We start from the raw sequence: 24,958 nt of genomic DNA, 5'->3' as shown, positions 1-24,958 counted from the left end.
CGGTTGCCACGCCGCCAAAGCCGGCGCCGCCGGTGCCGCCGTTGCCGCCGTTGCCGCGCACGACCGAACACGTGGTCGGCCGGTTGCTCGAAGCGCGCACGCTCAACCTTGCGCCTTCGGCGCCGCTTGCCGGTCTGCGGCCACGCGAGGCGTGGTGGATGGCGGCACTGATGCTGTTGCTGGTCGGCGCCGGTGCCGGCGTGGAATGGCACCGGGGCCGGCGCCGGCAGGCCCAGCGCTAGCGGCGCGGCGGTGGACAGTACCGCACGATGTCTTTATGCTGTTCGCCTCGTTTCCACCGGCTGCCGCAAGCCGGACCCCGCTTTCCAAACGCCTGATTTCCCGAGCCCGCCACCATGCAGACCAGCAAGATTCCCGCAACCATCGTCACCGGCTTCCTGGGCAGCGGCAAGACCACCTTGCTGCGCCATATCCTCGAGAACGCCGGCGGGCGCCGCATCGCGGTGATCGTCAACGAATTCGGCGAACTGGGCATCGACGGCGAGATCCTCAAGGGCTGCGGCATCGGCTGCGACGAGTCGGGCGAGAGCAACGGCCAGCTCTATGAACTGGCCAACGGCTGCCTGTGCTGCACCGTGCAGGAAGAGTTCTTCCCGGTGATGGAGCAACTGCTGGAGCGCCGCGCCGACATCGACCACGTGCTGATCGAAACCTCCGGCCTGGCGCTGCCCAAGCCGCTGGTGCAAGCCTTCAACTGGCCCAGCATCAAGAACGCCTTCACCGTGGACGCGGTGGTCACCGTGGTCGATGGTGCCGCCGCGGCGGCCGGCCAGTTCGCCGCCGACCCGGACGCGGTGGACGCGCAGCGCAAGGCCGATCCCAATCTCGACCACGAATCGCCGCTGCACGAACTGTTCGAAGACCAGCTCGGCGCGGCCGACCTCGTCATCCTCAACAAGACCGACCTGATCGACGCCGCGCAGCGCGCCGAGGTGGAGGCGCTGATCCGCCCGGAGATCCCGGCCGAGGTGAAGATCGTCGGCGCGCAGGGCGGCAAGCTCGACGTGGCGCTGCTGCTGGGTCTGAACCGCGCGTCCGAGGACAGCATCCACCTGCGCCCGGACCACCACGGCTCCGCCGACGATCCCGAGCATGCCGACCATCATCACGACGAATTCGATTCGGTGGTGGTGGAGCTGGGCGAAGTGGAGCGCGACCATCTGGTCGGCGCCTTGCAGCAACTGGTGGAGCAGCACACCATTTACCGCATCAAGGGTTTCGCCAAGCTGCCCGGCAAGCCCATGCGGCTGGTGCTGCATGGCGTGGGCCGCCGCTTCGACGGCTACTTCGACCGCCGCTGGCAGCCGGGCGAGGCGCAGTCCACGCGCATCGTGCTGATCGGCCAGGAGCTGGAGCAGGCCACGCTGCAGGCCGCCTTGGAGGCTGCGCTGGCCACGGCGCAAGCCTGACGCCGCAGCCCTGACACGTCCGCCACGCGATGCACCTGCTTTCCACCCGCCCGGGCGGCTTCGTCGACGACAACGCCGGCGTGGTGCGCATCGTGCAGAGCCCGGCGCGCATGGTGGTGCTGAGCGCGGCGGACACTACGCTGTCGCTGCTGGCCGGCGTGTTCCCGCGCCTGGGCGAAGACTTCCCCACGGTGCGGCTGGCCAACCAGATGTACCTGCGCCAGCCCGCCTCGCTCGACATGTACGTGGACGACGTGCTGCAGCACGCGAGCGTGGTGGTGGTGGATCACCTCGGCGGCGACAGCGACTGGGCCTACGGCCTGGAGCGGCTGACCGAACTGGCGCGCGCGCGCGGCCAGTTGCTGGTGATGTTCTCCGGCGACCTGGCCGAGGACGCCAACCTGCTGGCGCGCGGCAACGCGCCGCCGGCGCTGTCCCATACCCTGTGGCGCTACCTGCGCGAGGGCGGCGCCGACAATRCAGAGCAGTTCTTCCGCTGCCTGGCCCACCACGCCTTCGGCTGGGGCGAGCCGGCGCTGCAGCCGCGCGTGCTGCCGCAGGCCGCGCTCTACCATCCGGCCCACGGCGTCGCCACGATGGCGGACTGGCAGCGCGACTGGATTGCGGATGCGCCGGTGGCGGCGCTGGTCTTCTACCGCGCCCACCTGCAGGCCGGCAACACCGATGTGTTCGATGCGCTGATCGCCGCGCTGCGAGCCGAGGGCCTCAACCCGCTGCCGCTGGCGGTGAATTCGCTCAAGGACACCCTGTGCCGCGAGGTATTGCAGCAGCTCTGCGCGGAACACCGCGCGGCGCTGGTGCTCAATACCACGGCCTTCGCGGTGTCGTCGCTCGATGCGCCGCAGACGTTGGCGCTGGCCGGCGACGCGCCGGTGCTGCAAGTGGTGCTCAGCGGCGGCAACCGCGAGGACTGGCTGCGCGACAACCAGGGCCTGGGCGCGCGCGACGTGGCCATGCACATCGCCATGCCCGAGGTGGACGGCCGCATCATCACGCGCGCGGTCAGCTTCAAGGGCCTGTCCTACCGCTGCCCGCATACCGAGGTGGACGTGGTGCGCTACCAGCCCGACGCGGAGCGCATCGCCTTCGTGGCGGCGCTGAGCCGGCGCTGGTGCCGCCTGCGCCGGATGCCCAACGCCGACAAGCGCGTGGCGCTGGTGCTGGCCAACTATCCGTCCAGCGAAGGGCGCATCGGCAATGGCGTGGGCCTCGATACGCCCGCCTCGGTGGTGGGCATCCTCGCCGCGCTGCGCGAGCACGGCTATCACTGCGAAGGCCTGCCCGCCGACGGCGACGAACTGATGCGCGGGCTGACGCAGGGCATCACCAACGACCTTGCCCAGCACGGCTGGCGCCCGGCCTTCCAGAGCCTGCCGATGGCGGACTACCTGGGCCACCTGCGTAGCCTGCCCGAGGAAAACCAGCGTGCCATCGCCGCGCAATGGGGCGAACCCGGGCAGGACCCGATGGTGCGGCAGGGCCGCTTCATGATCGCCGGCGTGCGCAGCGGACATCTGTTCATCGGCCTGCAGCCGGCGCGCGCCTACGCGCTGGCGGCCGGCACCACCGGCGCGCAGGACTACGCCAGCTACCACGACGCCGAACTGGTGCCGCCGCACGGCTACCTGGCCTTCTATTTCTGGCTGCGCCATGCCTTTGGCGCCGATGCCGTGGTCCACGTCGGCAAGCACGGCAACCTGGAATGGCTGCCCGGCAAGAGCGTGGCGCTGGCCGACTCCTGCTGGCCAGACGCCATCCTCGGCCCGCTGCCGCATCTCTACCCGTTCATCGTCAATGACCCGGGCGAGGGCGCGCAGGCCAAGCGGCGCGCGCAGGCTGTCATCATCGACCACCTGATGCCGCCGCTCACGCGCGCCGAGAACTACGGCCCGCTGCAGGACCTGGAACGCCAGGTCGACGAATACTACGAGGCGCTGGCGGTGGACCCGCGCCGCGCGCGGCTGCTGCGCAAGTCCATCCTCAAGCTGATCGTGGACCAGCAGTTGCACCGCGAGCTGGGGATCGACGCGCCGGCCGACAGCGACGGCGAGGATGCGCTGCTCAATCGTACCGACACCTATCTGTGCGAGCTGAAGGAATCGCAGATCCGCGATGGCTTGCATGTCTTCGGCGTGTCGCCGCAAGGCCGCCAGCGGYGCGACACGCTGCTCGCGCTGGGCCGTTTCCCGAGCGGCGACGGCCGGGGCGCGCAGGCCAGCCTGCTGRCCGCGCTCGCCGCCGATCTCGGGCTGGGCGAGGGCTTCGATCCGCTCGACGCGGACTGGGGCGCGCCGTGGCAGGGGCCGCGCCCGGCATTGCTGATGGCCGTCGATGCCGGCGCATGGCGTCACCACGGTGACACGCGCGAACGACTGGAAATGCTGGCGGCGCAGTTGCTCGGCGACGATGCAGTGCCGGCCGGCCTGCCGCAGGCCGCCGCCGTGCTGGCGCGCCTGCATGGCGAGGTGGCGCCGGCGCTGGACGCCTGCGGCGAGCAGGAAATGCGGCAGCTCGCGCGCGGGCTGGCCGGGCAATTCGTGCCGCCCGGCCCGAGCGGCGCGCCATCGCGCGGCCGCCCCGACGTGCTGCCCACCGGCCGCAATTTCTACTCGGTCGATACGCGCGCGGTGCCCACGCGCACGGCCTGGACGCTCGGCCTCAAGTCCGCCAATCAACTGATCGAGCGCCATCTGCAGGAACATGGCGATTATCCGCAGGCGGTGGGGCTGTCGGTATGGGGCACGGCCACCATGCGCAGCGGCGGCGACGACATCGCGCAGGCCTTCGCGCTGATGGGCGTGCGGCCGCGCTGGGCGGCCGGCAGCTTCCGCGTGACCGACTTCGAGATCCTGCCGATGGCGATCTTCGACCGCCCGCGCGTGGACGTGACGCTGCGCGTGTCGGGTTTCTTCCGCGATGCCTTTGCCAACGTCATGCGCCTGTTCGACGCCGCAGTGCAGGCCGTGGCCGAACTGGACGAGCCGCCCGAACTCAACCCCCTGCGCGAGCGCGTGCTGGCCGAGCGCGCCCGCCTGGAAGCGCAGGGCCTGCCCGCCGCCGAAGCGCGCCGGCGCGCCGGCTGGCGCGTGTTCGGCGCGCGCCCGGGCGGCTACGGCACCGGGCTGCAGGACCTGATCGACAGCCGCGCCTGGCAGGACGACAACGACCTCGCCCAGGCCTACCTGCATGCCGGCGGCTACGCCTACGGGCAGGGCACCGACGGCGTGGAGGCACGCGCCAGCTTTGCGCAGCGCCTGTCGGGCCTGGACGCCGTGGTGCAGAACCAGGACAACCGCGAGCACGACCTGCTCGACGCCAACGACTACTACCAGTTCCAGGGCGGCATGGCCGCCGCCGCGCGCACCTTCGGCGGCGCGCAGCCGGCCATCTACCATGGCGACCACAGCAACCCGGCCGCACCGCGCATCCGCACGCTGCAGGAAGAAATCAGCCGCGTGATCCGCGCGCGCGTGGTCAATCCCAAGTGGATCGACGGCGTCAAGCGCCACGGCTACAAGGGCGCCTTCGAGATGGCCGCCACCGTGGACTACCTGTTCGGCTTCGACGCCACCACGCGCGTGGTATCCGACCACCAGTACGCGCTGGTGACCGACGCTTACGTGAACGACGCCGACACGCGCGCTTTCCTGCGCCGGCACAACCCGCGCGCGCTGCACRCCATCTGCGAGCGCCTGCTCGAGGCCGCGCAGCGCGGCCTGTGGCAGGCGCCCGGCGAGCGCCGCGCCCAACTCGAACAGCACCTGCTCGACAGCGAGCAGGCATTGGAAGGAGCCTCCCGATGACCGCCGCCGCACAGCGCTCGCGCTTGCCGTTTCCGTTCAGCGCGCTGGTAGGCCAGCAGCGCCTGCAGCAGGCGCTGCTGCTCGCCGCGGTGGACCCCGGCATCGGCGGCGTGCTGGTGAGCGGCCCGCGCGGCACCGCCAAGTCCACCGCCGCGCGGGCGCTGGCCGAGCTGCAGCCCGAAGGGCAGTTCGTCACGCTGCCGCTGGGTGCCAGCGAGGAACAACTGACCGGCACGCTCGACCTGGGCCATGTGCTGCGCCAGAGCGAGGTGCGCTTCGCCCCCGGCCTGCTGGCGCGCGCGCACCAGGGCGTGCTCTACGTGGACGAGGTCAACCTGCTGCCCGACCATCTCGTGGACCAGTTGCTCGACGTGGCCGCCAGCGGCATCAACGTGGTGGAGCGCGACGGCGTCTCGCACCAGCACGAGGCGCGCTTCGTGCTGGTCGGCACCATGAACCCGGAGGAGGGCGAACTGCGCCCGCAATTGCTGGACCGCTTCGGCCTGGCGCTGACGCTGGAGAACTGCACCGATCCCGCGCAGCGCCAGGCCATCGTCCGCACCCGGCTGGCCTTCGACACCGACCCCGAAGCGCTGCGCGCGCGCCATGCCGGCGCGCAGGACGCCTTGACGCGCCAGGTGCATGCCGCCCGGGCCGCGCTGCCGGCACTCGCGTTCAGCGACGCGGTGCACGAACGCGTTGGCCGCCTGTGCCTGGACGCCGCGGTGGACGGTGTGCGGGCGGACCTTGTGATGCTGCGTGCGGCACGCGCGCTGGCTGCGCTGCAGGGCGACGCGGCCATCGTGCCCGCGCACGTGGACACCGTGGCCGAACTGGTGCTGCATCACCGCCGGCAGGTGCCGCCCGAACCGGGTCGCGCGCCGGGCCACGAACATGCCGACGACCGCAGCGAAGCCAGCCCCGCCGCAGCGGGCTCCGCCAACCCCTGGGGCGCGCTGCCGCCACCCGCGGCCAGCACGGCGGCGGGCATCGCACCGGTCAAATCCGTGAGGCCGCTGCCCGCAAAAAAAGCCTGAGCCACCGGCAGGCCGCCGCCGATTCCCGGCAAGGCGGCAACCGGTGGCAAGGCCCCCGCTTCTCCGCGCCAGGCCCCTCGCATGGCCGCCTGAACGGCCAGCGCATCCACTGGCCGCGCACGCTCGCCGCCAAGCGCACCGCACCGCTCGCGCCGGGCCACCTGCGCATGCGGGCGCAGCAGGCGCAGGCGGGCGTGCTGCATTGCTTCGTGCTGGACTGTTCCGCCTCCATGCTGCACGGCCGCCAGCTCGCGCTTGCCAAGGGCGTACTGCTGCGCCTGCTGCAGCGCGCCTACCAGGCCCGCGCCGAGGTCGCGCTGGTGTGCTTCGCCGGCACCCATGCCGAAGTCCGCCTGCAGCCGGCCCGCGCCCGGCCGTGGAGCGAAGCGTGGATTCGTCCCATCGCCGGCGGCGGCGGCACGCCGCTCGCGCTCGGCATGCAGCGCGCGGGCGAGCTGCTGGCCCGCGCCGCGCGCCGCCGTCCGGCGCAGCAACGCTGGCTCTGGCTGCTCAGCGACGGCCGCAGCCCGGAGCAACCCGTGCGACCGCACCGGGCGGACGCCGTGATGGTGGTGGACTTCGAGCAGCAGGCGGTAGCGCTGGGGCGGTGCCGCGAGCTGGCCGCGGCCTGGGATGGGGAGTATTTGCTGGCGCAGGCGCTGGTCGCCTGAATGATCGGCTGTCCGCGCCGACGGCATTCCCGGGGCCGGGCGCGCAGGCCGGCTACAGATCTGCAGTTGGGTGGAAGTGGATTCCTGTACCGCCAGTACGCACCGGTTTCGTCCCGGGCTTGTTTCGAGCCACGGCCGCGACGGCATGGCTAAGTGGAAACCATTAGCGGTTCGTCCTTGCTCCTGCCTGAATCCAGGTACTAGAATATCCTACATCGCGAATAAGAATTCGCAATCCGAATATTTAGGTGATGCACGGGTGATGCACGGGTGAAGCACAGATGAAGCGCAGGTAACTCGTACATGCGGCACAAGCCGGCAAGATGACCGGCGGGGCGAGGTACCACATGCGTTTCCAGAATTTTTTTTCGTGTTTAATTTGCGAATAAAAATTCGCAATCCGAATTAACCAGCCGCGATGGCGTATCGGCACTGAGGTGGCACTGAGATGGCACTGAGGCGATAGGCATGCGCGGTTTATCAGCGAGGGCTTTCCTCCGTCAGTTCGACGAATTAAAATTCGCATTCCGAACTAACAGTGGAGATTGACATGGCACCCGAGAACACAGTCCGTTCCGCATCGAAGGCGAGCAGCGCGGGCGACGCATCGAAGAACACGGTGCAGTCGCTGGCGAAGGGCTTCCGCATTCTCGAAGCGTTCTCGGCACAGGAACCCGAGCTGACCATGGCCGAGGTGGCGCGCCGCGCAGGGCTGGACAATGCCACCGCCTTCCGCTTCCTCAATACGCTGGTGGACATCGGCTATGTGCAGCGCGTGCCGGACACGCGCCTGTTCCGGCTGTCGCTCAAAGTGCTGGACCTTGGTTTCGACGCCATTGCCCATGCCGACCTGCGCACGCGTGCAAGGCCGATCCTGCGCGCGCTGGTGGGGGAGATCAATGAAGCCGCCTCGATTGGCGTGCTGGATGGCGCGGACGTGCTCTACGCAGAACGTGTGCAGGCCGGGCTGACGCGGCTCGGGGTCGATATCCGTATCGGCAGCCGGGTGCCGGCGTATTCCACGGCGGTCGGCTACGCCATCCTGGCATCGCTGCCACGGGACACGCAGACCCGCGTGCTGGACGCGCAGCCGCGCCAGAAGCTGACCGACCACACCCTCACCGAGCTCGACATCATTCTCGAGCGGCTCGAGACAGTGCGCGCCAAGGGTTACGCATTGTCCGACCAGGAAACCGTGTCCGGCCTGTACGTGGTCGCCGCACCGGTGCTGGACGTGGACGGCGTGCCGCTTGCGGGCCTGAGCGTGGCCGCACCGGCGATGAATACCTCGCTCGACGATTTCGAATCGACCACGGCGCCGGCGGTAGTGCATGCCGCTACCGAACTGGCCCGTGCGTTGCAACCCTCCGGAGGCTTCATTCCGCCTTCCTTATCGCCAACCTTGCGCCGCTAGCGCCTGCTTCACCAGGAGACAAACGTGTCTGATATCAATTTCCGCGGCATCATCCCCGCCATCGCGGTCCCGTTCAACGCGGACTACAGCATCAATGAGCCGGAACTGCGCCGCTTTTCCCGGTGGCTCGGCGGCCAGGAGGGTGTCACGGCGCTGATGACCAACGGCCACACGGGCGAAGTCTTCTCGCTGACCCCGCGCGAACGCGCCGAGGTGACGCGTATCACCGCGGACGCCACCAAGGGCATCTGCCCGGTGATCTCGTCGATCGTCTGCGAAGGCATCAACGATGCCGTGGAGCAGGCCGGCTGGGCCAGGGAAGCTGGCGCCGCGGGACTCGATATCATGCCGCCGCACCACTGGCTGCGCTTTGGCTTCAAGCCCGAGCACTGCCTCGACTATTTCAACGCCATCGGCAAGGCCAGCGGCCTGCCGCTCGTGGTGCATATCTACCCGGCCTGGACGCGCGGCTCCTATTCGTCCGAGTTGCTCGCCGAACTGGCAAGGCTGCCTTATGTGAAGGCGTTCAAGATGGGCGAGCGCGAGATGAACAAATATGCGCGGGACATCAAGGAGATCCGCGCCGCCGACCCCACCAAGGTGCTGATGACCTGCCATGACGAATATCTGCTGTCGTCGATGGTGCAGGGCATCGACGGCGCGCTGGTCGGCTTCGCCTCGCTGATCCCCGGCCTGATCAACGACYTGCTCAAGGCGGTCCAGGCCGGCGACCTGCACGAAGCGATGCGCGTGCAAGCCCTGATCAATCCCCTCAAGGACGCGGTGTACGGCGCCGGCGAGCCGACCGGCGAAGCGCACGGCCGCATGAAGGCCGCCATGGCGCTGGCCGGCATCATCAGCGACGGCACGGTGCGCCCGCCAACCCACGCGCCGTCGGCTGCCGAACTGGCTGCCATCCAGGCCGCGCTTGCGCAGGCCGGCATTACCCAGAAGGCCGCGGCCTGATACTGCCGCGCCGATGCCCGGCCTGTGAGCGGCCCGCAGCCATGCGCGGCGGCGCCGCGGCGGCATGGTCGCCAGCGATGTGTTTTCGGGAGGGACCAGATGAGCCAATCGACGCAGAACCAGGACACGCCCGCGCAACCGGCAAGGCACGCCATTGTCACCGGCGCCAGCTCCGGCATCGGCGCCGCCATTGCCCGGCGCTTGCTGGACGCAGGCTGGCACGTGACCGGCCTGGACCGTACGCCGGTGGCCAGCAGCGAAGGTTTCAGCGCGATCGAAGTCGACCTGACCGACGCACCGCGGCTGGCGGCCGCTGTCGGTGCGCTGCCGCGGGTCGATGCCATCGTCCATGCCGCCGGCTTCATGCGCACGGCCGCGCTGGGCGAACTCAAGCCGGAAGACGGCGAGGGCATGTGGCGTATCCATGTGCAGGCCGCCTCGGTGCTGGCCAATGCGCTGCTGCCGGTGCTGCCCGACGGCGCGCGCATCGTGCTGATCGGCAGCCGCACCGCTGGTGGCGCACCCGCGCGCAGCCAGTACGCGGCAACCAAGGCCGCGCTGCTGGGCATGGCGCGTTCATGGGCGGCGGAGCTGGCGCCGCGCGGCATCACGGTCAACGTGGTGGCGCCCGGCGCTACCGAAACGCCGATGCTGAACGACCCCGGACGCAAGGGCACGCCGCCGCGCACGCCGCCCATCGGGCGCTTTATCCGCCCCGGCGAAGTGGCCGGCGTGGTGAGTTTCCTGCTCGGCCCGGACGCAGGGGCCATCACCGGCCAGCAGATCGTGATCTGCGGCGGCGGGTCGCTGTAGCGCGGCCAGGCCGCACCGAAGACAACGAGATACCGGATACACCGAACACCGGATACACCGAACACCGAACATACACCGCATACACCGAACACTGGAGATAGCCATGTCTGTGCGCATCATTGACGTCCGCGAGGTGACGAAGCCGATTTCGTCGCCCATCCGCAATGCCTATATCGATTTCTCGAAGATGACGACCAGCCTCGTCGCCGTGGTGACCGACGCCTTCCGCGACGGCAAGCGCGTGATCGGCTACGGCTTCAACTCCAATGGCCGCTATGGCCAGGGCGGCCTGATCCGCGAGCGCTTCGCGCCGCGCATCCTGGCGGCCGATCCGGGCTCGCTGCTGGACGACACCGGCACCAATCTCGATCCCGGCCGCGTGTGGGCCGCAACCATGTCCAACGAGAAGCCCGGCGGCCACGGCGAACGCTCGGTCGCGGTCGGCACCATCGACATGGCGGTCTGGGATGCCGTGGCCAAGATCGCCGGCAAGCCGCTGTTCGGGCTGCTGGCCGAGCGGCACGGCGTCAAGGCCAACCCGCGCGTGTTCGTCTACGCCGCCGGCGGCTACTACTACCCGGGCAAGGACCTGGGCGCCTTGCGCTCCGAGATGCGCTCCTACCTCAAGCGCGGCTACAACGTGGTCAAGATGAAGATCGGCGGCGCCAGCATCGAGGAAGACAGCGCGCGCATCGAAGCCGTGCTGCAGGAGATCGGCGCCGACGCACAGCTTGCCGTGGATGCCAACGGACGCTTCGATCTCGATACCGCCATCGCCTACGCCAAGATGCTGCGCGACTATCCGCTGTTCTGGTACGAAGAGGCCGGCGATCCGCTGGACTATCACCTGCAGGCCACGCTGGCCGAGTACTACCCGGGCGCCATGGCCACCGGCGAAAACCTGTTCAGCCACCAGGACGCCCGCAACCTGATCCGGTATGGCGCCATGCGCCCCGACCGCGACTACCTGCAGTTCGATTGCGCGCTGTCCTATGGCCTGGTCGAGTACGAACGCACGCTGGAAGTGCTGAATACGTTCGGCTGGTCGCCGCGCCGCTGCATCCCGCACGGCGGCCATCAGATGTCGCTCAATATCGCCGCCGGCCTGGGCCTGGGCGGCAACGAAAGCTATCCCGACCTGTTCCAGCCGTATGGCGGCTTCCCCGATGGCGTGAAGGTGATCGAAGGGCATATCACCATGCCAGAGCTGCCCGGCATCGGCTTCGAAGGCAAGGCCGACCTCTACGCCGAAATGGTGGCGCTGGCGCAGCCRTGAATCGCCGCGCGTCGGGGACAAGGCGCCGCTGACCCGGGACCGAGAACCGCCATTGATGGCGGCACCGGGACCAACGGCAAGCGCACCGCGCTGGCCTTGTCGATCGATACCACGCGCCGCGGGCGCGCCGGGCCATGGCCCGGCCACCCGGCGGCATGCGCTTTCAGTCGAGATACAGGAGACAAAGATGCAATTGAACACGCTGTCCCGCCGGCTTGCCCGTCGCGCCGCCCAGGCGCTGCTGCTGTGCGCCGCCGCCATGGCCACCGCCGTTGCGCAGACCTATCCCTCCAAGGCCGTGCGCGTCATCATTCCGTTTCCGCCCGGTGGCCCGACCGACACGGTCGGCCGCATGCTGGCGCAGAAGCTGGCCGAGCAGACCGGGCAGAGCTTCATCGTCGACAACCGCCCCGGCGGCCAGGGGATCATCGGCGCCGATGCGGTTGCCAAGGGGGCAGCCGACGGCTATACGCTGCTGTTCAGCGCCTCCACCTTCACCACCACGCCGATGACGCTGAAGTCGTCGCCCTACGACGTAACGCGCGACTTCACGCCCGTTGCGCTGGTGGGCAAAGGCCCGCTGGCGGTGTCCGTCAATCGCAAGCTGCCCATCAACAACATCAAGGAGCTGATTGCCTATGCCCAGGCGCATCCGGGCAAGATGTCGTTTGCCATCGGCTCGCAGGCCTCCGCCGGCCACCTGTCGACGGAGATGCTCAAGCGCGCGGGCAAGATCGACTACCTGGTGGTGCCGTACAAGGGCTCTGCGCCGGCCTACCAGGACCTGATCGGCGGTGCCATCGACGGCTTCATCGATCCCGTGCTCGGCGCCCTGACATACCATAAGAGCGGCATGGTGCGCGTGGTCGCGGTGACCTCGAAGGACCGCCTGCCATCCATGCCCGACGTGCCTACCGTCGGCGAGACCGTGCCTGGCTACGAGTTTTACTCGTGGTACGGTCTGTGGGGGCCGGCCAAGCTGCCGGCGGAGGTGACCAGGCGGCTCAATGCCGAGGTCAACAAGGCGCTGTCTTCCGACCTGCGCGCCAGACTGGCAGAGCAGGGCTACCTGCTGTCGCCCGGGACGCCCGAGGATTTCGCGCGCTTCGAGAAGGAAGACATGGCCCGCTCCGCCAAGATCGTGGCGGAGGCGAAGATTCGCGCGGAATAGGGCGGACTTCGGCCCCAACTTCCGCCCCGGCTTCGGCGCCGACTTCGGTGCCGACGTCGGGGCGGACTTCGGGGCGGGATCGCGCCTGGCCGGTCTCACCCCATCCGCACCTCGATCTCGTCGTACCGGCGTACCCGGTACACCACCATCGACACCAGCCAGCTCAGCACGAACACGCCGATGATCACGTAGCCGAGCATGCCGAAGTGCGCGTTCAGCTCGCCAACCACGTCCCACAGGCCGCCTTCCAGGCCAAGCTTGTCGGCGATCAGGCCGAGCGCCTCGATGCCGCCGATCACCACCGCCACCACCACCGACACCAGCGTGATGGTCATGTTGTAGTAGAGCTTGCGGATCGGCTTGGTGAAGGCCCAGCCGTAGGCGCCGAGCATCAGGATGCCGTCGGTGGTGTCCACCAGCGACATGCCCGCCGTAAACAGCGCGGGGAACACCATGATGGTCCAGAACGGCACGCCCTTGGCGGCCTCCGCGGCGGACAGGCCGAACAGGGCCACTTCGGTCGCGGTGTCGAAGCCGAGGCCGAACAGCAGGCCCATGGGAAACAGGTGCCAGCTGCGGCTGGCAAGGCGGAACAGCGGGCGGAACAGCCGCGCAAGGAAGCCGCGGTTGTTGAGCAGCAGGTCCAGGTCTTGCTCCTTGAGCGCTTCGCCGCGCCTGACGGCGCGGAAGGCGCGCCACACCGAGATCAGGATCAGCAGGTTGAAGAAGGCCAGCAGGAACAGGAACAGTGCCGACACGCTGGTGCCGATCATGCCGCCCACGGCCTTCATGTCGGCGAAGCGGGTCTGCAGCGCGGCGGCGGCCACGGCGATGCCGATCGACATCAGCGTGACCACGGTGGAGTGCCCGAGCGAAAAGAAGAAGCCGACCGCGACCGGACGCTTGCCTTCCTGCATCAGCTTGCGCGTGACGTTGTCGATGGCGGCGATATGGTCGGCGTCCACGGCGTGGCGCAGTCCCAGCGAGTAGGCGAGCACGGCCGAGGCCAGCAGCATGGGGTGGTCGCGGAAGGCGGCCAGCGCCCAGATCCAGGCGCCGACATTGGCGGCGATCAGGAAGGCGTACAAGGCGATGACCTTGCGCCGTACGTCGGCGTGCTGGTCGTTGAAGATGCTGGCGAGGAAGCGGAGCATGGTCGGTTCTGTGATCTAGTGCGAATCGGTCAGCGTTGTGTCCCGGCGCGGCGACGGGGGCGGAACAGGCGCCGCCAGCCTATCACCACGCCGCTGACGGAGATGAGGAGCCCGGCGGCGGACAGCGCCCACACGGCAATGTCCCACGCGGGCCGGTGCCGCAGCAGCCAGCCCAGGTCCCAGCTGTGCGCCGCGTTGAACAGCCAGCGGTAGGCGCGCCGGCTGCCGTCGCTGCGGCCGAGCAGGCTGCCGTTGGTGGCGTCGAGATAGGCCCAGGTGGCGGCGGCGTCGTCGAAGCGTACCCGCAGCACGGGCAGCTTGCGCGGCTGGTGATGGCTGTACCAGTAGTCGTCCGGCTGCGTCAGCAGTTCGCTCCCGGCGATGCCGGCCCCGGGCACCAGGCTGGCGGCAGCTGCGGTGAGCCGCTCGCCGGTTGGCGCGAGCGCGGCGCCGGTATCGGCGCGATAGGCGAGGCCGTCCTGCGCCGCGGTCGCCACCAGCAGCACCGGCTGGCCTGCCTGCCACGTCATGCGGATTTCGCGCGGTCGCCCGGCGGCGCGCAACTGGCTGGCCAGCGCGCTGCCGTCCAGATCGGCAAAGCGCGGCAAGGTCTGTCCCGCATAGCGCTCGAGCGCGGCCTGGTCGAAATTCCGCCCCGGGAACCACTGGTTGGGGTTGACCGAGAGCCAGCCGCTGGCCAGCCATGCCAGCAGGAACAGCGCGCCGCCCAGCCCGGCGACATGGTGCCAGGCCATCCAGCCGTGGTAGGGCGAGGTGCCGCCCGCGCTGCCATGCGCAAAGCGGCGCTGCACGCGCAGCCGCAGCCAGCCGATCCAGATGCCGCTCACCGCCACGGCCATGCACACGCCGGAGGTCCACAGCACCACCTGCCGCCACAGCGGGGGATCGGCGCGCACCGGCGTGAAGTACAGCCAGTGCGGCACCGCGCCCAGCCAGTTCCAGAAGCGCTCGGCGCGCCTGGTGTCGCGCATGACTTCGCCGGTGCGCGCGGACACGTACAGTTCGGTGCCGGCATCGTCGTCCAGCGCGATGCGGTGCAGCGGGCGCCAGGCGTTCAGGCCGTTGGGCACGGTCCACTGGTCGCGCTCGGCGGTCTCGACCCAGCGTGCCTTGCCCACACGGGCGAAGCGCGCGGCGATGTCCTGCGCGGTGGCGGCATCCACCTGCCCGATGGGCGCGCCGTCGCGCGCGGAGACCGTGTGCGGCGTGCCGCGCCAGTCGACCATGCGGTAGACCGGCTGGGTGCCCATCATCTCCAGGCGCAGGCTGCGCGGGAAGCGCTCCAGGCCGGCGCTGGCCATGGCGGCGGCCGGCGTGACCCGCACCGCGGGCAGGTCCAGCGGCGGCAGGCCGGCGAGGCGTTCTGCATCGGTCAGCGCGGGAAAGGCCACGTACATCATGACCAGGCCCGAGAGAAACCACATCGCGATCAGCAGGCAGCCGGCGATGCCGGCCCAGCGGTGGATCAGGTAGAGCCAGCGTCGCGTGAAGCGCCAGCCGCGCTCCCGCCAGGACCCCGGGCGGCGCATCGTGGCCATGCCTAGAAGTAGAAGTTGGCCGACAACTCTGCCGCGCGCGGCCGCCCCAGCAGCCACTGCCCGCCGCTGTTGCCGGAGGTCTCGGCGTAGTTGCGGTTGAACAGGTTGTACACGCGCAGCGCCAGCGCCGTCTTGCGCGACACGCGCCACTGCAGCGAGGCGTCCACCACGGTGTACGAGGGCATGGCCGTGGTGTTGGCGTTGTTGGTATAGCGCCGGCCCACATAGCGCAGGCCGCTGCCCACCTGCCACTGCGGCGCGAAGGCCCAGGTCAGCCACAGGTTGGCCGCCTGCTGCGGCACGCCAGTCGGCACATTGCCGTTGCGCGAGACCAGCGCGCCGTTCACGCTTTCGGCGAAATCGTCATAGCGCGCGCGCAGCACGGTGCCGTTGGCGTCCACGCGCAGGCCGCGCATGAGTTCGATGCTGAGGGAGGCTTCCAGCCCGCGCGAGGACTGCTCGCCTACCTGCACCGTCAGCGCCGGGTTGCTGGCGTCGCGCGTGAGCAGGTTCTTCTTCACGATCTGGTACGCGGCGAAGGTCCATTCGCCGCGCTGGTCCCAGAACGATTGCTTGATGCCGGCCTCGATCTGCCGGCCGGTGGCGAGCTTGAAGTCCTTCTGCGCGTCCGAGGTGGTGATCAGCGCGCCGAGCGGATCGGTGGCGGTGGCGTACTGCGCGTAGACCGACAGCTTCGGCGTGAGCTCGTAGACCGTGCCGGCGCGCCACGTCACGTTGTTGAAGTTGCGGGTCCAGTCGTCGCCAGTGAGCAGGTTGCCGCGCTCGAGCTGGGCATGGTCGAAGCGCACGCCGCCTATCACCGACCACTGCTGCGTGAGCTTGAGGCGGTCCTCGCCGAACAGGGCGGCTTGCGTGGTGTGGGTGCGGTAGCGCGGCGAAGTGACCACCCCCGGCGGGCTGAAGAACTGGCCCGGATCGAACTGATAGGCGTTGACGGTGGACGTGCCGCCGTAGGGCGAGTTGTTGCTGTGGGTGAAGTTGATGCGGTTGACGTCGAAGCCCACCGTGGCGGTGTTGGCCATGCCGAACAGCTGCCCGTCGATCTTCAGGTCGGCGCGGTCGCCTACCTGTTCCTGGTCGTGCAGGATTTCCAGGTAGTCGGTGCGGCGCACCTGGCCGGAGGCGGGGAGGAAGGTGTAGGACTCGGCATCGCGCCAGTGGCGCTGGCTGGTGAGGTAGTAGAACTGGTTGCGCACGGTCACGCGTTCGTTCGGCTGCCATTGCGCGGCCAGGCGCGTCCAGCGGTCGCGGTAGGTGATCTCGCTGTCGCCCACGTTGTAGTTCTTCGTGCGCAGCGACGTATCCAGGCTGCCGTTGACCAGCGGCGTACCGAAATAGCGCATCGGGTGCTGGTCGCCGTCGTCATAGGACAGCGTGACATTGAACTCCGGCGAGACGTCGAGCCGCACCGCGGCGGATACGGCCACGTTGCGCGATTCGCCGCGTTCCACCCAGCCGGCGGAGCGTCCGTAGTTGACATTGAAGCGGTAGGAGAGGTTGTCGTTGACCGCGCCGCCGGTGTCGAAGGCCGCGCGCGCCGTCCGCTGGGTGCCGCCGGTGAGCTGCAGCTCGTTGGTGATCGGCGCGCGCATCGGCTTCTTGGGAATCACGTTGACCACGCCGCCGATGGCGCCCTCGCCATACATGACCGACGCCGCGCCGCGCAGCACCTCGATGCGGTCAACCGACCAGGTATCGAAGGGGAAGGTCACCGTGCCGGCCGCCACGTAGAGGCGCGTGCCGTCGTAGAGTTGCATCACCGAGCCCTGGCCCGAGAAGCCGCGCGCGGTCAGCGCGGTGCCGCCGTTGCCGGGGGCGCCGTTGGCGATGATGCCGGTGGCGCGGGACACGGCGTCGCTCACGGTCAGGTCGCCGCGCTCGCGGATCACCTCGCCGGGCAGCACCTCCACGCTGGCCGGGGTCTCGAGCGGCGTCAGTCCCAGCCGGCTGGCGGTACTGGCAGGTTCCGACAGCGACAGGCCGGGCAGCGCCGCCGCGCTGCTGATCACCACCGGCGGCAGCACGGCGGCGTCTTTCGGTGCCGGCTGCGCATGCGCGCGGCCGGGTGCTTCGGTGTCTTCGGCGGCCCGGGCGGCCTCCGCGCCGGCGCCGGCAAAGGCCCCCAGCGACAGTGCCAGCGCACAACCGCGGGCCAGCTTGCGGCGGGTGGGGGAAAACCGGGGCCGGACAGGGCCGGGCGGGGCGGTGCGGGTGAAACGGGAGCGCGCGGGCATGGACTTTCCATCGTGAGCCGCAGGCGACCCCGCCCGCGGCAATGAACGAACAAGCCACGGACGCGCGCGCAATGGCGCCGGGACGCATGCCCGGCAGCCTCACGCCTTGCCGCCCGTCCGCAGCCTCGGTGATCGTTCGCAAGGCCGGTATCCGGGCTCGCAGGGGGACGCACTGCCGCTTGGGCGCGTCCAGGGTGCCGCCTTCCCACGCGTTCCGACGCGCAGTGGCTGCCGCGGCCTGTGGGCCCGGCGTGACACCTTTCTACCTGCTGACCGTTGCGGGGGCAGCACAGGATTTGCCGCGCACATGGCGGCGCACCTGTTTCCCGTTTAACCCTCGCCGCGTGTCGCGCGGCGGGGGCACCTTCGAACCTGTTGCAATCCAATTGCAGGAGCAATGTGGAAAGCGACCGCGATTGTAACGGGATTTCTACTGTGCTTGCCTGGTGGCCTGGCCCTTCGTTGTGATCACGCACACCGGGGCGGTGGTGCACCGGGATGGCGATCTGCGGCGCGATTTTGGTGCTTTATGCGCCATTCCGTCCGCATCCTGGTGGCTTCTTGCGGAGATGCCGCACGCAGCGCTAAAGAAGACAAGGTGCGCTCCGATATCCGTGCATGCCGCGTGCCTTTTGCATCGCCGGCGCATGCCTGGATATAAAGCGAACCCTTCCATGAATCACCTGACCCTGCGAAAAAAGCTGTGGATCCCCCTCGTGCTGGCCTGGCTCGGCCTGCTGCTGCTGACCGTGACGCACGCCTTCCAGACCCGGCAACTGCAGATGGCGGACCGTCGCGGCGAACTGGCCAACGTGGTCGACATGTCGCTGTCGCTGGTGCGTGACTACGCCGAGCAGGCGCGCCTGGGCAAGATGACCGAAGACGAAGCCCGTGCCACCTGGACTACTGGTGGCCCAAGCCCGGCAGCGACCAGGCCAGCCCCAAGATCGGCTACGTGGCCCGCTACAAGCCGTGGGGCTGGGATCTCGTCGCCGGCACCTATATGGATGATGTGCAGGCACAGTTCCGCGCTTCCCTGTATCAGTCGCTTGGCCTGCTGGTGCTGCTCGGCATCGTGATCTCGGTGGTGGCCACGCTGCTGATCCGCAGCATCCAGCGCTCGGTCGGTGGCGAGCCCGCTGCGGCGGCGGCGCTGGCGCTGCGCATGGCCGGCGGCGACCTCACGGTGCGTGCCGACACCGCCCCGGATGACAATGCCAGCCTGATGTACGCCATCGGCCATATGCGCGACCAGCTTGCCGGCACGGTGGCGGGCATCCAGCAGTCGGCCGATTCCATCAGCGCCGCCGCGCAGCAGATCGCCGCCGGCAACACCGACCTGTCGAGCCGCACCGAGCAGCAGGCGGCCTCGCTGGAGCAGACCGCCGCCAGCATGGAGCAGATCACCGCCACCGTGCGCCAGAACGCCGACAACGCCGCCGAGGCCAGCCAGTACGTGGCCGATGCCGCGCAGATCGCGCAGCAGGGCGGCAGCGTGGTGAGCGAGRTCGTGGCCAAGATGCGCGGCATCACTGCCAGCTCGCGCAAGATCAACGACATCATCGGCGTGATCGACGGCATCGCCTTCCAGACCAATATCCTCGCGCTCAATGCAGCGGTGGAAGCCGCGCGTGCCGGCGAGCAGGGCCGCGGCTTCGCCGTGGTGGCCGGCGAGGTGCGCAACCTCGCGCAGCGCAGCGCGGGTGCCGCCAAGGAAATCAAGACCTTGATCGTGGAATCGGTGGGGCAGGTCGACAGCGGCTCCGCCCTGGTCGAGCAGGCCGGCCAGACCATGGCCGAGATCGTCAACGCGGTGGGCCGCGTGACCGCCATCATGGACGGCATCGCCTCGGCCACGGCCGAACAGCGCACCGGCATCGAGGAGGTCAACCGCGCGGTCTCGCAGATGGACCAGATGACGCAGCAGAACGCAGCGCTGGTGGAGCAGGCCAGCGCGGCCGCGGCCTCGCTCGAAGACCAGGCCGGCGCGCTGCACCATGCGGTGTCCGCCTTCCGCCTCGTGCCGGCATGAGTGCGCGGGCCGGGCGCGCGCCGTTTGCGCGCCCGGCCCTATCCCTATAGCAGCGACTTGCCCTGCGCCAGGATCTTGTCGCAGACCTGCTTGGTGACCTGATCCTTGAGGCCGCCGCCGCTGAGGTCGAACTTGTTGCCGTCGCTGCTGCTGAGTATTCCCTTGGCGCCGTCCGTGTAGCCGGGGTCCGATGTCGCCGAGCCGCCGAGCTTGCCCATCAGCTGGTCCTTGACGGACGAAGCGCCGCCGCCGCCGAGGTAGTTGTTCTTGACGCAATACTCCAGCACACCGGCCACATTGCCGATGCTGCCGGAACTCAGCGATTGCAGCGAAGGCATGCCGCCGCCCAGGCTGCCGGCGAGGCCGCCCAGGCCGCCGGTGCTGCTTCCTCCGCCCTGCGTGGCTCCCTTGAGCATGTCGCCGATCTGCGCGTGGATCGCGGCCGCCGGCAGCAGGCCGGCGAGCAGGATCGACACGGCAGTGATGCGGTAGATGCTGGATTTCATGCGGTCTTCCTCCGGGGTGGGATCATGGCAGCTTCCAATATAGTGCGTGGCGGGCAGGCCATCGCCACGGGTGCACGGGCGCGACCCAGCCCGCGGCGCTCCGGCGCTGGCGCGCCCGGTAGCCGGATGCCCCTTGCGACCCACCGCAGGGACAATGCATCACTCGCGGGTGCGGCGCGGCCCATGCCGGCGCGGAAGCCGGCCCCGCATTTCCCCTGGATCGGCGGATCGGCAATGGCGGCGCGGCGGTATACGTGGCTGCCGGGCGGGAACTGCGGGGCCGCGATTGCTGGGTCGCGGTGCGCGCGCTCGCCCCGCTCATCTCCAGCCCGTTCTTCCTGGGGGCGTCGGCCAATGGCGTGGAGACCTCGGCCCCGCTCCACTGCGCCGGAGGCGGCACGGTCGCCCGCGCGACAGCGGCGCAAGACGCCACGGGCCGGGTCGCGCATCAAGCGGATGCCATGCGCCAGGCAGACGGCGTCACGGCCTCCTCCTGGCGCCATGCAGCCCGCAATGCGTGCGGGCTGGCAAAGCCGCAGTGCGCGGCCACCTGTTCCATGGGCCAGTCGCTTTCGCGCAGCAGCCGCCGCGCCAGCGCAACGCGCAATTGCTGCTGGTACTGCTTTAGCGTCACGCCGCATTGCTGGTGGAACAGCCGGGCCAGTTGCCGGTAGCTCAGCGCGAAGCGGGCGGCCAGCGCCGCATAGGGCAGCGCGTAGTCCGGCCGGGCCGTCAGGAAATCTTGCACGGCGTGGATGACCGCGTGATCGTGGTCGCGGTAGCGTAGTTGCGCGTCGAGCGCGGGATCCTGGCTCAGGCGGCGGAACGGCACCACGTTGTCGCGCGCCACGCGGATCGCCGCCGGCGCGCCGAAATCGCGCGCGATCAGGTGCAACGCCAGGTCGATGCCGGCCGTGACGCCGGCCGAGGTGACCAGCCCGCCGTCGTCGACCAGCAGCCGGTTAGCCAGCACGCGCGCGCGCGGATGGCGTTGCTGCAGCCGCTGGAGGTAGTCGTGGTGGGTGGTGCAGTCGCGCCCGTCGAGCAGCCCCGCGGCGCCCAGCAGCCAGGCGCCGGTGCAGACGCTGGCCAGCAGGATGTCGCCAAGGCGCGGGCGCGCAATGCGCTGCAGCCATTGCACGATCTGCCTGTTGCCCGGTGACAGCGGGGCGTCTGGCGCGAGCTTGCATCCCGCCACGATGACGGCATCGCCGTGCGCCAGCGTGGCCGGCAGGGGCTTGAGCGCGCTCAGCCTCAGGCCCTGGAAGCTCTCCAGCTCGCGTTCCGGTCCCACGCAGATGCACTCGACCGAGCCCAGCCCCAGCTCGCCCAGCGAGCCGAACAACTGCAGCGGCCCGGCCAGGTCGAGCACGTGCACTTTTGGCGGGAGGACGAAGTAGATCCGTTTCATTCGATGGCGGGGCGGGGCCGTTCAATGGATGGCATGTTTTTTACGCCGGGAGGCAGAGTATCTGCTTTGCGCCAGGCTGCTTTGTTTTTACCATGGCACATAACTTACCTGGCCATACTGGCCACCTCATCACGGGAGACATGATGCTACAGCTCAGACCGACTTGCGAACACTGCGACAAGGCGCTGCCGCCGGCTTCGGGCGAAGCGCGCATCTGCAGCTATGAATGCACGTTTTGCGCCGCGTGCGTGGACGATATCCTGCAGAACGTCTGTCCCAATTGCGGCGGCGGCTTCACGCCCAGGCCGGTGCGGCCCGCGCGCAACTGGAAGAACAACAATTGCCTCGGCAAGGACCCGGCCAGCACGCAGAAGAAGCACAAGCCGGTCGATCCGCAGGCACATGCGCTTTTTGCCGCGCCCATTGCCGGCATTGCGCCGGAACAGCGCTGAGCGGCCGGGAAAAAGCTATTCGTCCCGATGGTGCAGCAACGTCATCAGCACCGAAGCATCCTCGATGCCGCGCAGCGCGTGCGGTGCGCCGGGCGCCAGGTACATCAGGTCRCCGGCGTCCATGCGCTGGCTGCTGCCATGCGCCTCCATCTCGATCGCGCCCTCCAGGCAGAGCACGGTGATCGCGCCGGGCACGCTGTGTTCCGGGAGCGACTTGCCGGCCGGCAGCACCAGTCGCATGACCTGCAGGTCCGCTGCGCGCACCAGCGTCAGGTTCTGGGCCTGCCGCAGCGCGGCGCCCAGCGGGCGGAGTTTGACGATCTCACCGGTTGCTGCGTGATGCTGAGCCATGACCATTCTCCATCGATGCGGACGCGCCGGCAGGTGGCCGGCGCCATGTGAAGGGGACTTCCGCCAGCTGTCGCCAGCCATGCTACCGGAATAGCGCAGCACCCGCCCCGGCGCAAGGGCGCGCTGGCGTCAGCACGCGCCAGGCCGTGGCAGCCTTACCGAAACACGCCCGCTCGCCGGACCGGCGGCGCTGCAATGGCTTGCCCCCGGCGCCGTGATTTTCTAGCATGGTTGCGCAGGCGCGGCTTGCCGCGAATACCGCGGCGGTCCCGCCGTCCCGACACACCGCGCGTACCCACGGAGCCTTGTCCTTGCTGCTTCGCCTTCGCCTTCGCCTTGCCGCGGCCCTGGTGCCGGTCCTTGCGGCTGCCGCCTGCGCCAGCGTGCCGGGCCTGCCGTGCGCGCCAGGCGAACATCGCGCCGTTGCCGAGTTGATGTATTTCGGCACGGCCATGCCGGGCGGGACGGTGTCGGAAGACGCATGGGCCGCCTTCCTGCGCGATTCCGCCACCCCGCGCTTTCCGCAGGGTTTGACAGTATGGCGGGCGGCCGGACAGTGGCGCGCGCCGGGCCCGGAGGGGATCGGGCGCGAAGCAGCCTATGTGCTGAGCATCGTGCATGKAGATGACGACGCTAGCAACGCTGCGGTGCGCGCCATTGCCGCGGAGTACAAGGCGCGCTTCAGCCAGGAGGCGGTGCTGCGGACCAGAAGCGCGGTCTGCGCCGCGTTCTAGCGCGCAGATTCCCGGCGGAGCGCCTCGCCGGGCTGGATGGATGGTTCGCTCTCAGTGCGCGCGGCTTGCGTCCTGGCGGCGCACCGCGAAGTCTGCGAGCAGCGCCACGACCAGCGCCACGCCGCCGCAGGCGAAGATCAGCGCATAGTTGTTGTGCGAAACGCCGAACAGATAGGAGTAGCCGTAGCCGCCGAGCGCCTGGAATAGCGCGAACGCCGTGGTGGCGCGGCTCCACGCGGCACGCTGCTCGACATGGTCGTGCGGCACCATTTCATGGATGCGGCCCAGCGTAAGCGGCACGATGCCGGGCGTGAAAATACCGAGGATGACCGTGGCAACGCCGATCAGCACGGCGCTGCCCGACAGCGCCAGCATGGCCGCTGCAAGCGCCTGCAGCGCCAGCGCGATGCGATAGGCGGAGCGGAAGCCGATGCGGTCCGCGACGTTGCCGCACAGGACCGGGCCGGCGATGGCCGCAATGCCGTACAAGACCCAATAGCTCGCACCGACGGCCGCACCGCGGCCGAGCCCGCGCGCTACATAATCGACCAGCAGCACCATGGCTGGCACCAGGCCCAGCGCGTTCGCTGCGTACTGGGCATACAACACCCGCATGGCCGTGTTCGCGCCGCGGGCCGGGGCGGCAGCGGATTGCGCTGGCGCGCTAGCGGCGCCGGCGGCTTGCGCTGCGTTATCGCCGGGCCAGCCGAACCAGCTCACCGCGGTCAGCACGAGGGCCACCACGCCGAGCCCGAGCCACGTGTCCCGCAGGCCAAGCTGCAGCAGTTGCGGAACGATGGTGCCGGACGCGGCGATGCCAAGGCCCAGCCCGAGGAAGATCATGCCCCCCGCGAAGCCGCGGCGCGCCGGCGGGATGTGCGGCAGGATCGTGGTCGCCACCAGCACCATGATGGCGCCGCCCGACAAGCCCGAAGCAAAGCGCCACAGGAAGAACCAGCTCACGGAAAGCGGAAAGCCGCAGGCAAAGAAGGCCACCGTGGCGACCAGCATCAGCAAGCGCAGCGCGCTGCGGTTGGACAGCGCGCTGGCGAGCGGGCGGCCCAGCAAGGCGCCGGCCAGGTAGCCGGCGAAATTGGCCGCGCCGAGCGTCACTGCTTGTGACGAGGTGAACCAGTGCGCCTGGATCAGCGAAGGGATCAGGGGCGTGTAGGCGAACCGGGCCAGCCCGATGGCGACCAGGCTGCCGCAAAGGCCGGCCAGCATGGCGAACATGGCTTGCGCATCCAGCGCGCTGGCGCGGCCTGGCATGGCAAGGGTGTCTTGTGACATGAACTTCTCCTGCGATGGACCCGAAGCCGTTGGCGACAGGCCTTCCATTGTGGGAACGGCGTCAGCGTGAAAGCGATTGCCTTGTTTTGTTGCGATCGATATAGAACGGATACTATAACACTCGATATAAAACGCAAGCAGATTTTTTGTGGCAAATAGTGCACAGCAGGACGAGATGGCCGGGCCCGCTTCATGCCGGTCTGTTCGGCACCCCGCATGCCGGGCCCGGCATGCGTTGAGACCCGCGGATGCGCGTGAAACAATGGCCTGGCGTGTTAGCTATGCAAACGGGAGAGCGAAAATGACAGACAACGCCCGCCTTCGGCTGCTCCGGATCGCGCTGGTAGTGGTGGGCGCGGTTGCGCTCGCGCTCTATCCGCTGATGGTGCTGTGGCCATCCGGCTGGGCATGGCACAGCGGGTACTCGGACTATCCGCTGATGATCGTCGGCATCTACGCGACGCTGGGTGTGTTCCTGATCCTCGCGGCGCGCGATCCGCTGCGCCACCTGAGCCTGATCTGGTTCACGGTGTGGTCGAGCCTGGTGCACGGCGGCATCATGGCTGTCGAGGCGCTCGCGAGCGTGCACCAGCGCGGGCACCTGCTTGGCGA

General features: G+C 69.2%; 20 protein-coding genes, 1 pseudogene and 1 riboswitch. Of the genes and pseudogenes, 14 read left to right on the top strand and 7 right to left on the bottom strand.

Going from position 1 to position 24,958, the window contains the following annotated elements; translation table 11 throughout:
- The 10 genes from AC1DO7_RS27540 to AC1DO7_RS27495 form a co-directional block, all read left to right on the top strand.
- Positions 1–242 (top strand): hypothetical protein (locus tag AC1DO7_RS27540; protein ID WP_477116782.1); only part of this gene is annotated, 242 nt, incomplete at its 5' end.
- Positions 243–356: 114 nt separating this feature from the next.
- Positions 357–1,430 carry a cobalamin biosynthesis protein CobW gene (gene cobW / locus AC1DO7_RS27535; RefSeq protein ID WP_441615065.1) on the top strand — a complete coding sequence of 358 codons (1,074 nt, stop codon included), beginning with the start codon at positions 357–359 and terminating at the stop codon, positions 1,428–1,430.
- Between the two features lie 29 nt (positions 1,431–1,459).
- Positions 1,460–5,254 carry a cobaltochelatase subunit CobN gene (gene cobN, locus AC1DO7_RS27530; protein ID WP_477116781.1) on the top strand — a complete coding sequence of 1,265 codons (3,795 nt, stop codon included), beginning with the start codon at positions 1,460–1,462 and terminating at the stop codon, positions 5,252–5,254.
- Positions 5,251–6,291 carry a magnesium chelatase ATPase subunit I gene (locus AC1DO7_RS27525; protein WP_441615062.1) on the top strand — a complete coding sequence of 347 codons (1,041 nt, stop codon included), beginning with the start codon at positions 5,251–5,253 and terminating at the stop codon, positions 6,289–6,291. Before cobN ends, AC1DO7_RS27525 begins: the two co-directional genes overlap by 4 nt.
- Positions 6,292–6,458: 167 nt before the next feature.
- Positions 6,459–6,962 carry a vWA domain-containing protein gene (locus tag AC1DO7_RS27520; RefSeq protein WP_441615060.1) on the top strand — a complete coding sequence of 168 codons (504 nt, stop codon included), beginning with the start codon at positions 6,459–6,461 and terminating at the stop codon, positions 6,960–6,962.
- Between the two features lie 550 nt (positions 6,963–7,512).
- Positions 7,513–8,376: an IclR family transcriptional regulator gene (locus AC1DO7_RS27515; protein ID WP_441615058.1), complete on the top strand. Its 864-nt coding sequence runs from the start codon at positions 7,513–7,515 to the stop codon at positions 8,374–8,376.
- Between the two features lie 24 nt (positions 8,377–8,400).
- Positions 8,401–9,342, top strand: a complete 942-nt coding sequence (locus tag AC1DO7_RS27510) for a dihydrodipicolinate synthase family protein (RefSeq protein WP_441615056.1) — start codon at positions 8,401–8,403, stop codon at positions 9,340–9,342.
- A gap of 99 nt (positions 9,343–9,441) precedes the next feature.
- The gene (locus AC1DO7_RS27505; protein WP_441615054.1) at positions 9,442–10,155 is read left to right on the top strand and encodes an SDR family NAD(P)-dependent oxidoreductase; all 714 of its coding nucleotides are present in this window, start codon (positions 9,442–9,444) and stop codon (positions 10,153–10,155) included.
- Between the two features lie 103 nt (positions 10,156–10,258).
- Positions 10,259–11,431, top strand: a complete 1,173-nt coding sequence (locus tag AC1DO7_RS27500; RefSeq protein WP_441615052.1) for a mandelate racemase/muconate lactonizing enzyme family protein — start codon at positions 10,259–10,261, stop codon at positions 11,429–11,431.
- A 187-nt stretch (positions 11,432–11,618) separates the two neighbouring features.
- Positions 11,619–12,602 carry a Bug family tripartite tricarboxylate transporter substrate binding protein gene (locus AC1DO7_RS27495; RefSeq protein ID WP_441615050.1) on the top strand — a complete coding sequence of 328 codons (984 nt, stop codon included), beginning with the start codon at positions 11,619–11,621 and terminating at the stop codon, positions 12,600–12,602.
- A 95-nt stretch (positions 12,603–12,697) separates the two neighbouring features.
- On the opposite strand, the gene AC1DO7_RS27490 is transcribed toward AC1DO7_RS27495, so the two are convergent.
- From AC1DO7_RS27490 to AC1DO7_RS27480, 3 genes are read right to left on the bottom strand one after another with little or no spacing between them, the layout of a single operon-like run.
- Positions 12,698–13,756: a HoxN/HupN/NixA family nickel/cobalt transporter gene (locus AC1DO7_RS27490; RefSeq protein WP_441615048.1), complete on the bottom strand. Its 1,059-nt coding sequence runs from the start codon at positions 13,754–13,756 to the stop codon at positions 12,698–12,700.
- A gap of 29 nt (positions 13,757–13,785) precedes the next feature.
- Positions 13,786–15,306: a PepSY domain-containing protein gene (locus tag AC1DO7_RS27485; RefSeq protein ID WP_441615046.1), complete on the bottom strand. Its 1,521-nt coding sequence runs from the start codon at positions 15,304–15,306 to the stop codon at positions 13,786–13,788.
- 11 nt (positions 15,307–15,317) lie between these two features.
- Positions 15,318–17,570 (bottom strand): TonB-dependent receptor, encoded by a 2,253-nt coding sequence (locus tag AC1DO7_RS27480; RefSeq protein WP_441615044.1) that lies wholly within the window; start codon positions 17,568–17,570, stop codon positions 15,318–15,320.
- A gap of 125 nt (positions 17,571–17,695) precedes the next feature.
- A riboswitch (cobalamin riboswitch) is annotated at positions 17,696–17,953 on the bottom strand.
- A gap of 291 nt (positions 17,954–18,244) precedes the next feature.
- On the opposite strand from AC1DO7_RS27480, the pseudogene AC1DO7_RS27475 reads away from it, so the two are divergent.
- A pseudogene (locus AC1DO7_RS27475) lies at positions 18,245–19,602 on the top strand (methyl-accepting chemotaxis protein).
- Positions 19,603–19,646: 44 nt separating this feature from the next.
- Here AC1DO7_RS27475 and AC1DO7_RS27470 read toward each other — a convergent pair.
- Both AC1DO7_RS27470 and AC1DO7_RS27465 read right to left on the bottom strand, forming a co-directional pair.
- Positions 19,647–20,108: a YjjA family protein gene (locus AC1DO7_RS27470; RefSeq protein WP_441615040.1), complete on the bottom strand. Its 462-nt coding sequence runs from the start codon at positions 20,106–20,108 to the stop codon at positions 19,647–19,649.
- A 448-nt stretch (positions 20,109–20,556) separates the two neighbouring features.
- Entirely contained in the window at positions 20,557–21,519 is a 963-nt protein-coding gene (locus AC1DO7_RS27465; protein WP_441615038.1) for a GlxA family transcriptional regulator, read from the bottom strand.
- 143 nt (positions 21,520–21,662) lie between these two features.
- Here AC1DO7_RS27465 and AC1DO7_RS27460 point away from each other — a divergent pair, with 143 nt between their 5' ends.
- Positions 21,663–21,971, top strand: coding sequence for a DUF1272 domain-containing protein (locus tag AC1DO7_RS27460; RefSeq protein ID WP_441615113.1), 309 nt, complete (start codon positions 21,663–21,665; stop codon positions 21,969–21,971).
- A gap of 15 nt (positions 21,972–21,986) precedes the next feature.
- On the opposite strand, the gene AC1DO7_RS27455 is transcribed toward AC1DO7_RS27460, so the two are convergent.
- On the bottom strand, positions 21,987–22,322 hold the full coding sequence (locus tag AC1DO7_RS27455) for a cupin domain-containing protein (protein WP_441615036.1): 336 nt from the start codon (positions 22,320–22,322) through the stop codon (positions 21,987–21,989).
- A gap of 311 nt (positions 22,323–22,633) precedes the next feature.
- Between AC1DO7_RS27455 and AC1DO7_RS27450 the strand changes: the two genes are divergently transcribed.
- Positions 22,634–23,056 carry a DUF3574 domain-containing protein gene (locus tag AC1DO7_RS27450; RefSeq protein WP_477116780.1) on the top strand — a complete coding sequence of 141 codons (423 nt, stop codon included), beginning with the start codon at positions 22,634–22,636 and terminating at the stop codon, positions 23,054–23,056.
- A gap of 51 nt (positions 23,057–23,107) precedes the next feature.
- On the opposite strand, the gene AC1DO7_RS27445 is transcribed toward AC1DO7_RS27450, so the two are convergent.
- Entirely contained in the window at positions 23,108–24,346 is a 1,239-nt protein-coding gene (locus AC1DO7_RS27445) for a YbfB/YjiJ family MFS transporter (protein ID WP_441615033.1), read from the bottom strand.
- A gap of 301 nt (positions 24,347–24,647) precedes the next feature.
- On the opposite strand from AC1DO7_RS27445, the gene AC1DO7_RS27440 reads away from it, so the two are divergent.
- Positions 24,648–24,958, top strand: a 311-nt coding sequence (locus tag AC1DO7_RS27440; RefSeq protein WP_477116779.1) for a DUF6632 domain-containing protein, incomplete at its 3' end; no start/stop codon positions are given.

It is taken from the genome of Cupriavidus sp. 05N40 (genome assembly GCF_056397305.1).
Note: the sequence above shows the minus strand (reverse complement) of the source record. Positions and strands in the feature narration are given on the sequence as shown.

Bases quoted from the DNA above. Each gene is read 5' to 3' on its own strand.
- AC1DO7_RS27465 (WP_441615038.1), bottom strand. From the start codon at position 21,519: ATGAAACGGATCTACTTCGTCCTCCCGCCAAAAGTGCACGTGCTCGAC.
- AC1DO7_RS27525 (WP_441615062.1), top strand. From the start codon at position 5,251: ATGACCGCCGCCGCACAGCGCTCGCGCTTGCCGTTTCCGTTCAGCGCG.
- AC1DO7_RS27445 (WP_441615033.1), bottom strand. From the start codon at position 24,346: ATGTCACAAGACACCCTTGCCATGCCAGGCCGCGCCAGCGCGCTGGAT.
- AC1DO7_RS27505 (WP_441615054.1), top strand. From the start codon at position 9,442: ATGAGCCAATCGACGCAGAACCAGGACACGCCCGCGCAACCGGCAAGG.
- AC1DO7_RS27515 (WP_441615058.1), top strand. From the start codon at position 7,513: ATGGCACCCGAGAACACAGTCCGTTCCGCATCGAAGGCGAGCAGCGCG.
- AC1DO7_RS27520 (WP_441615060.1), top strand. From the start codon at position 6,459: ATGCGGGCGCAGCAGGCGCAGGCGGGCGTGCTGCATTGCTTCGTGCTG.
- cobW (WP_441615065.1), top strand. From the start codon at position 357: ATGCAGACCAGCAAGATTCCCGCAACCATCGTCACCGGCTTCCTGGGC.
- AC1DO7_RS27490 (WP_441615048.1), bottom strand. From the start codon at position 13,756: ATGCTCCGCTTCCTCGCCAGCATCTTCAACGACCAGCACGCCGACGTA.
- AC1DO7_RS27470 (WP_441615040.1), bottom strand. From the start codon at position 20,108: ATGAAATCCAGCATCTACCGCATCACTGCCGTGTCGATCCTGCTCGCC.
- AC1DO7_RS27495 (WP_441615050.1), top strand. From the start codon at position 11,619: ATGCAATTGAACACGCTGTCCCGCCGGCTTGCCCGTCGCGCCGCCCAG.
- AC1DO7_RS27485 (WP_441615046.1), bottom strand. From the start codon at position 15,306: ATGCGCCGCCCGGGGTCCTGGCGGGAGCGCGGCTGGCGCTTCACGCGA.
- AC1DO7_RS27460 (WP_441615113.1), top strand. From the start codon at position 21,663: ATGCTACAGCTCAGACCGACTTGCGAACACTGCGACAAGGCGCTGCCG.
- AC1DO7_RS27480 (WP_441615044.1), bottom strand. From the start codon at position 17,570: ATGCCCGCGCGCTCCCGTTTCACCCGCACCGCCCCGCCCGGCCCTGTC.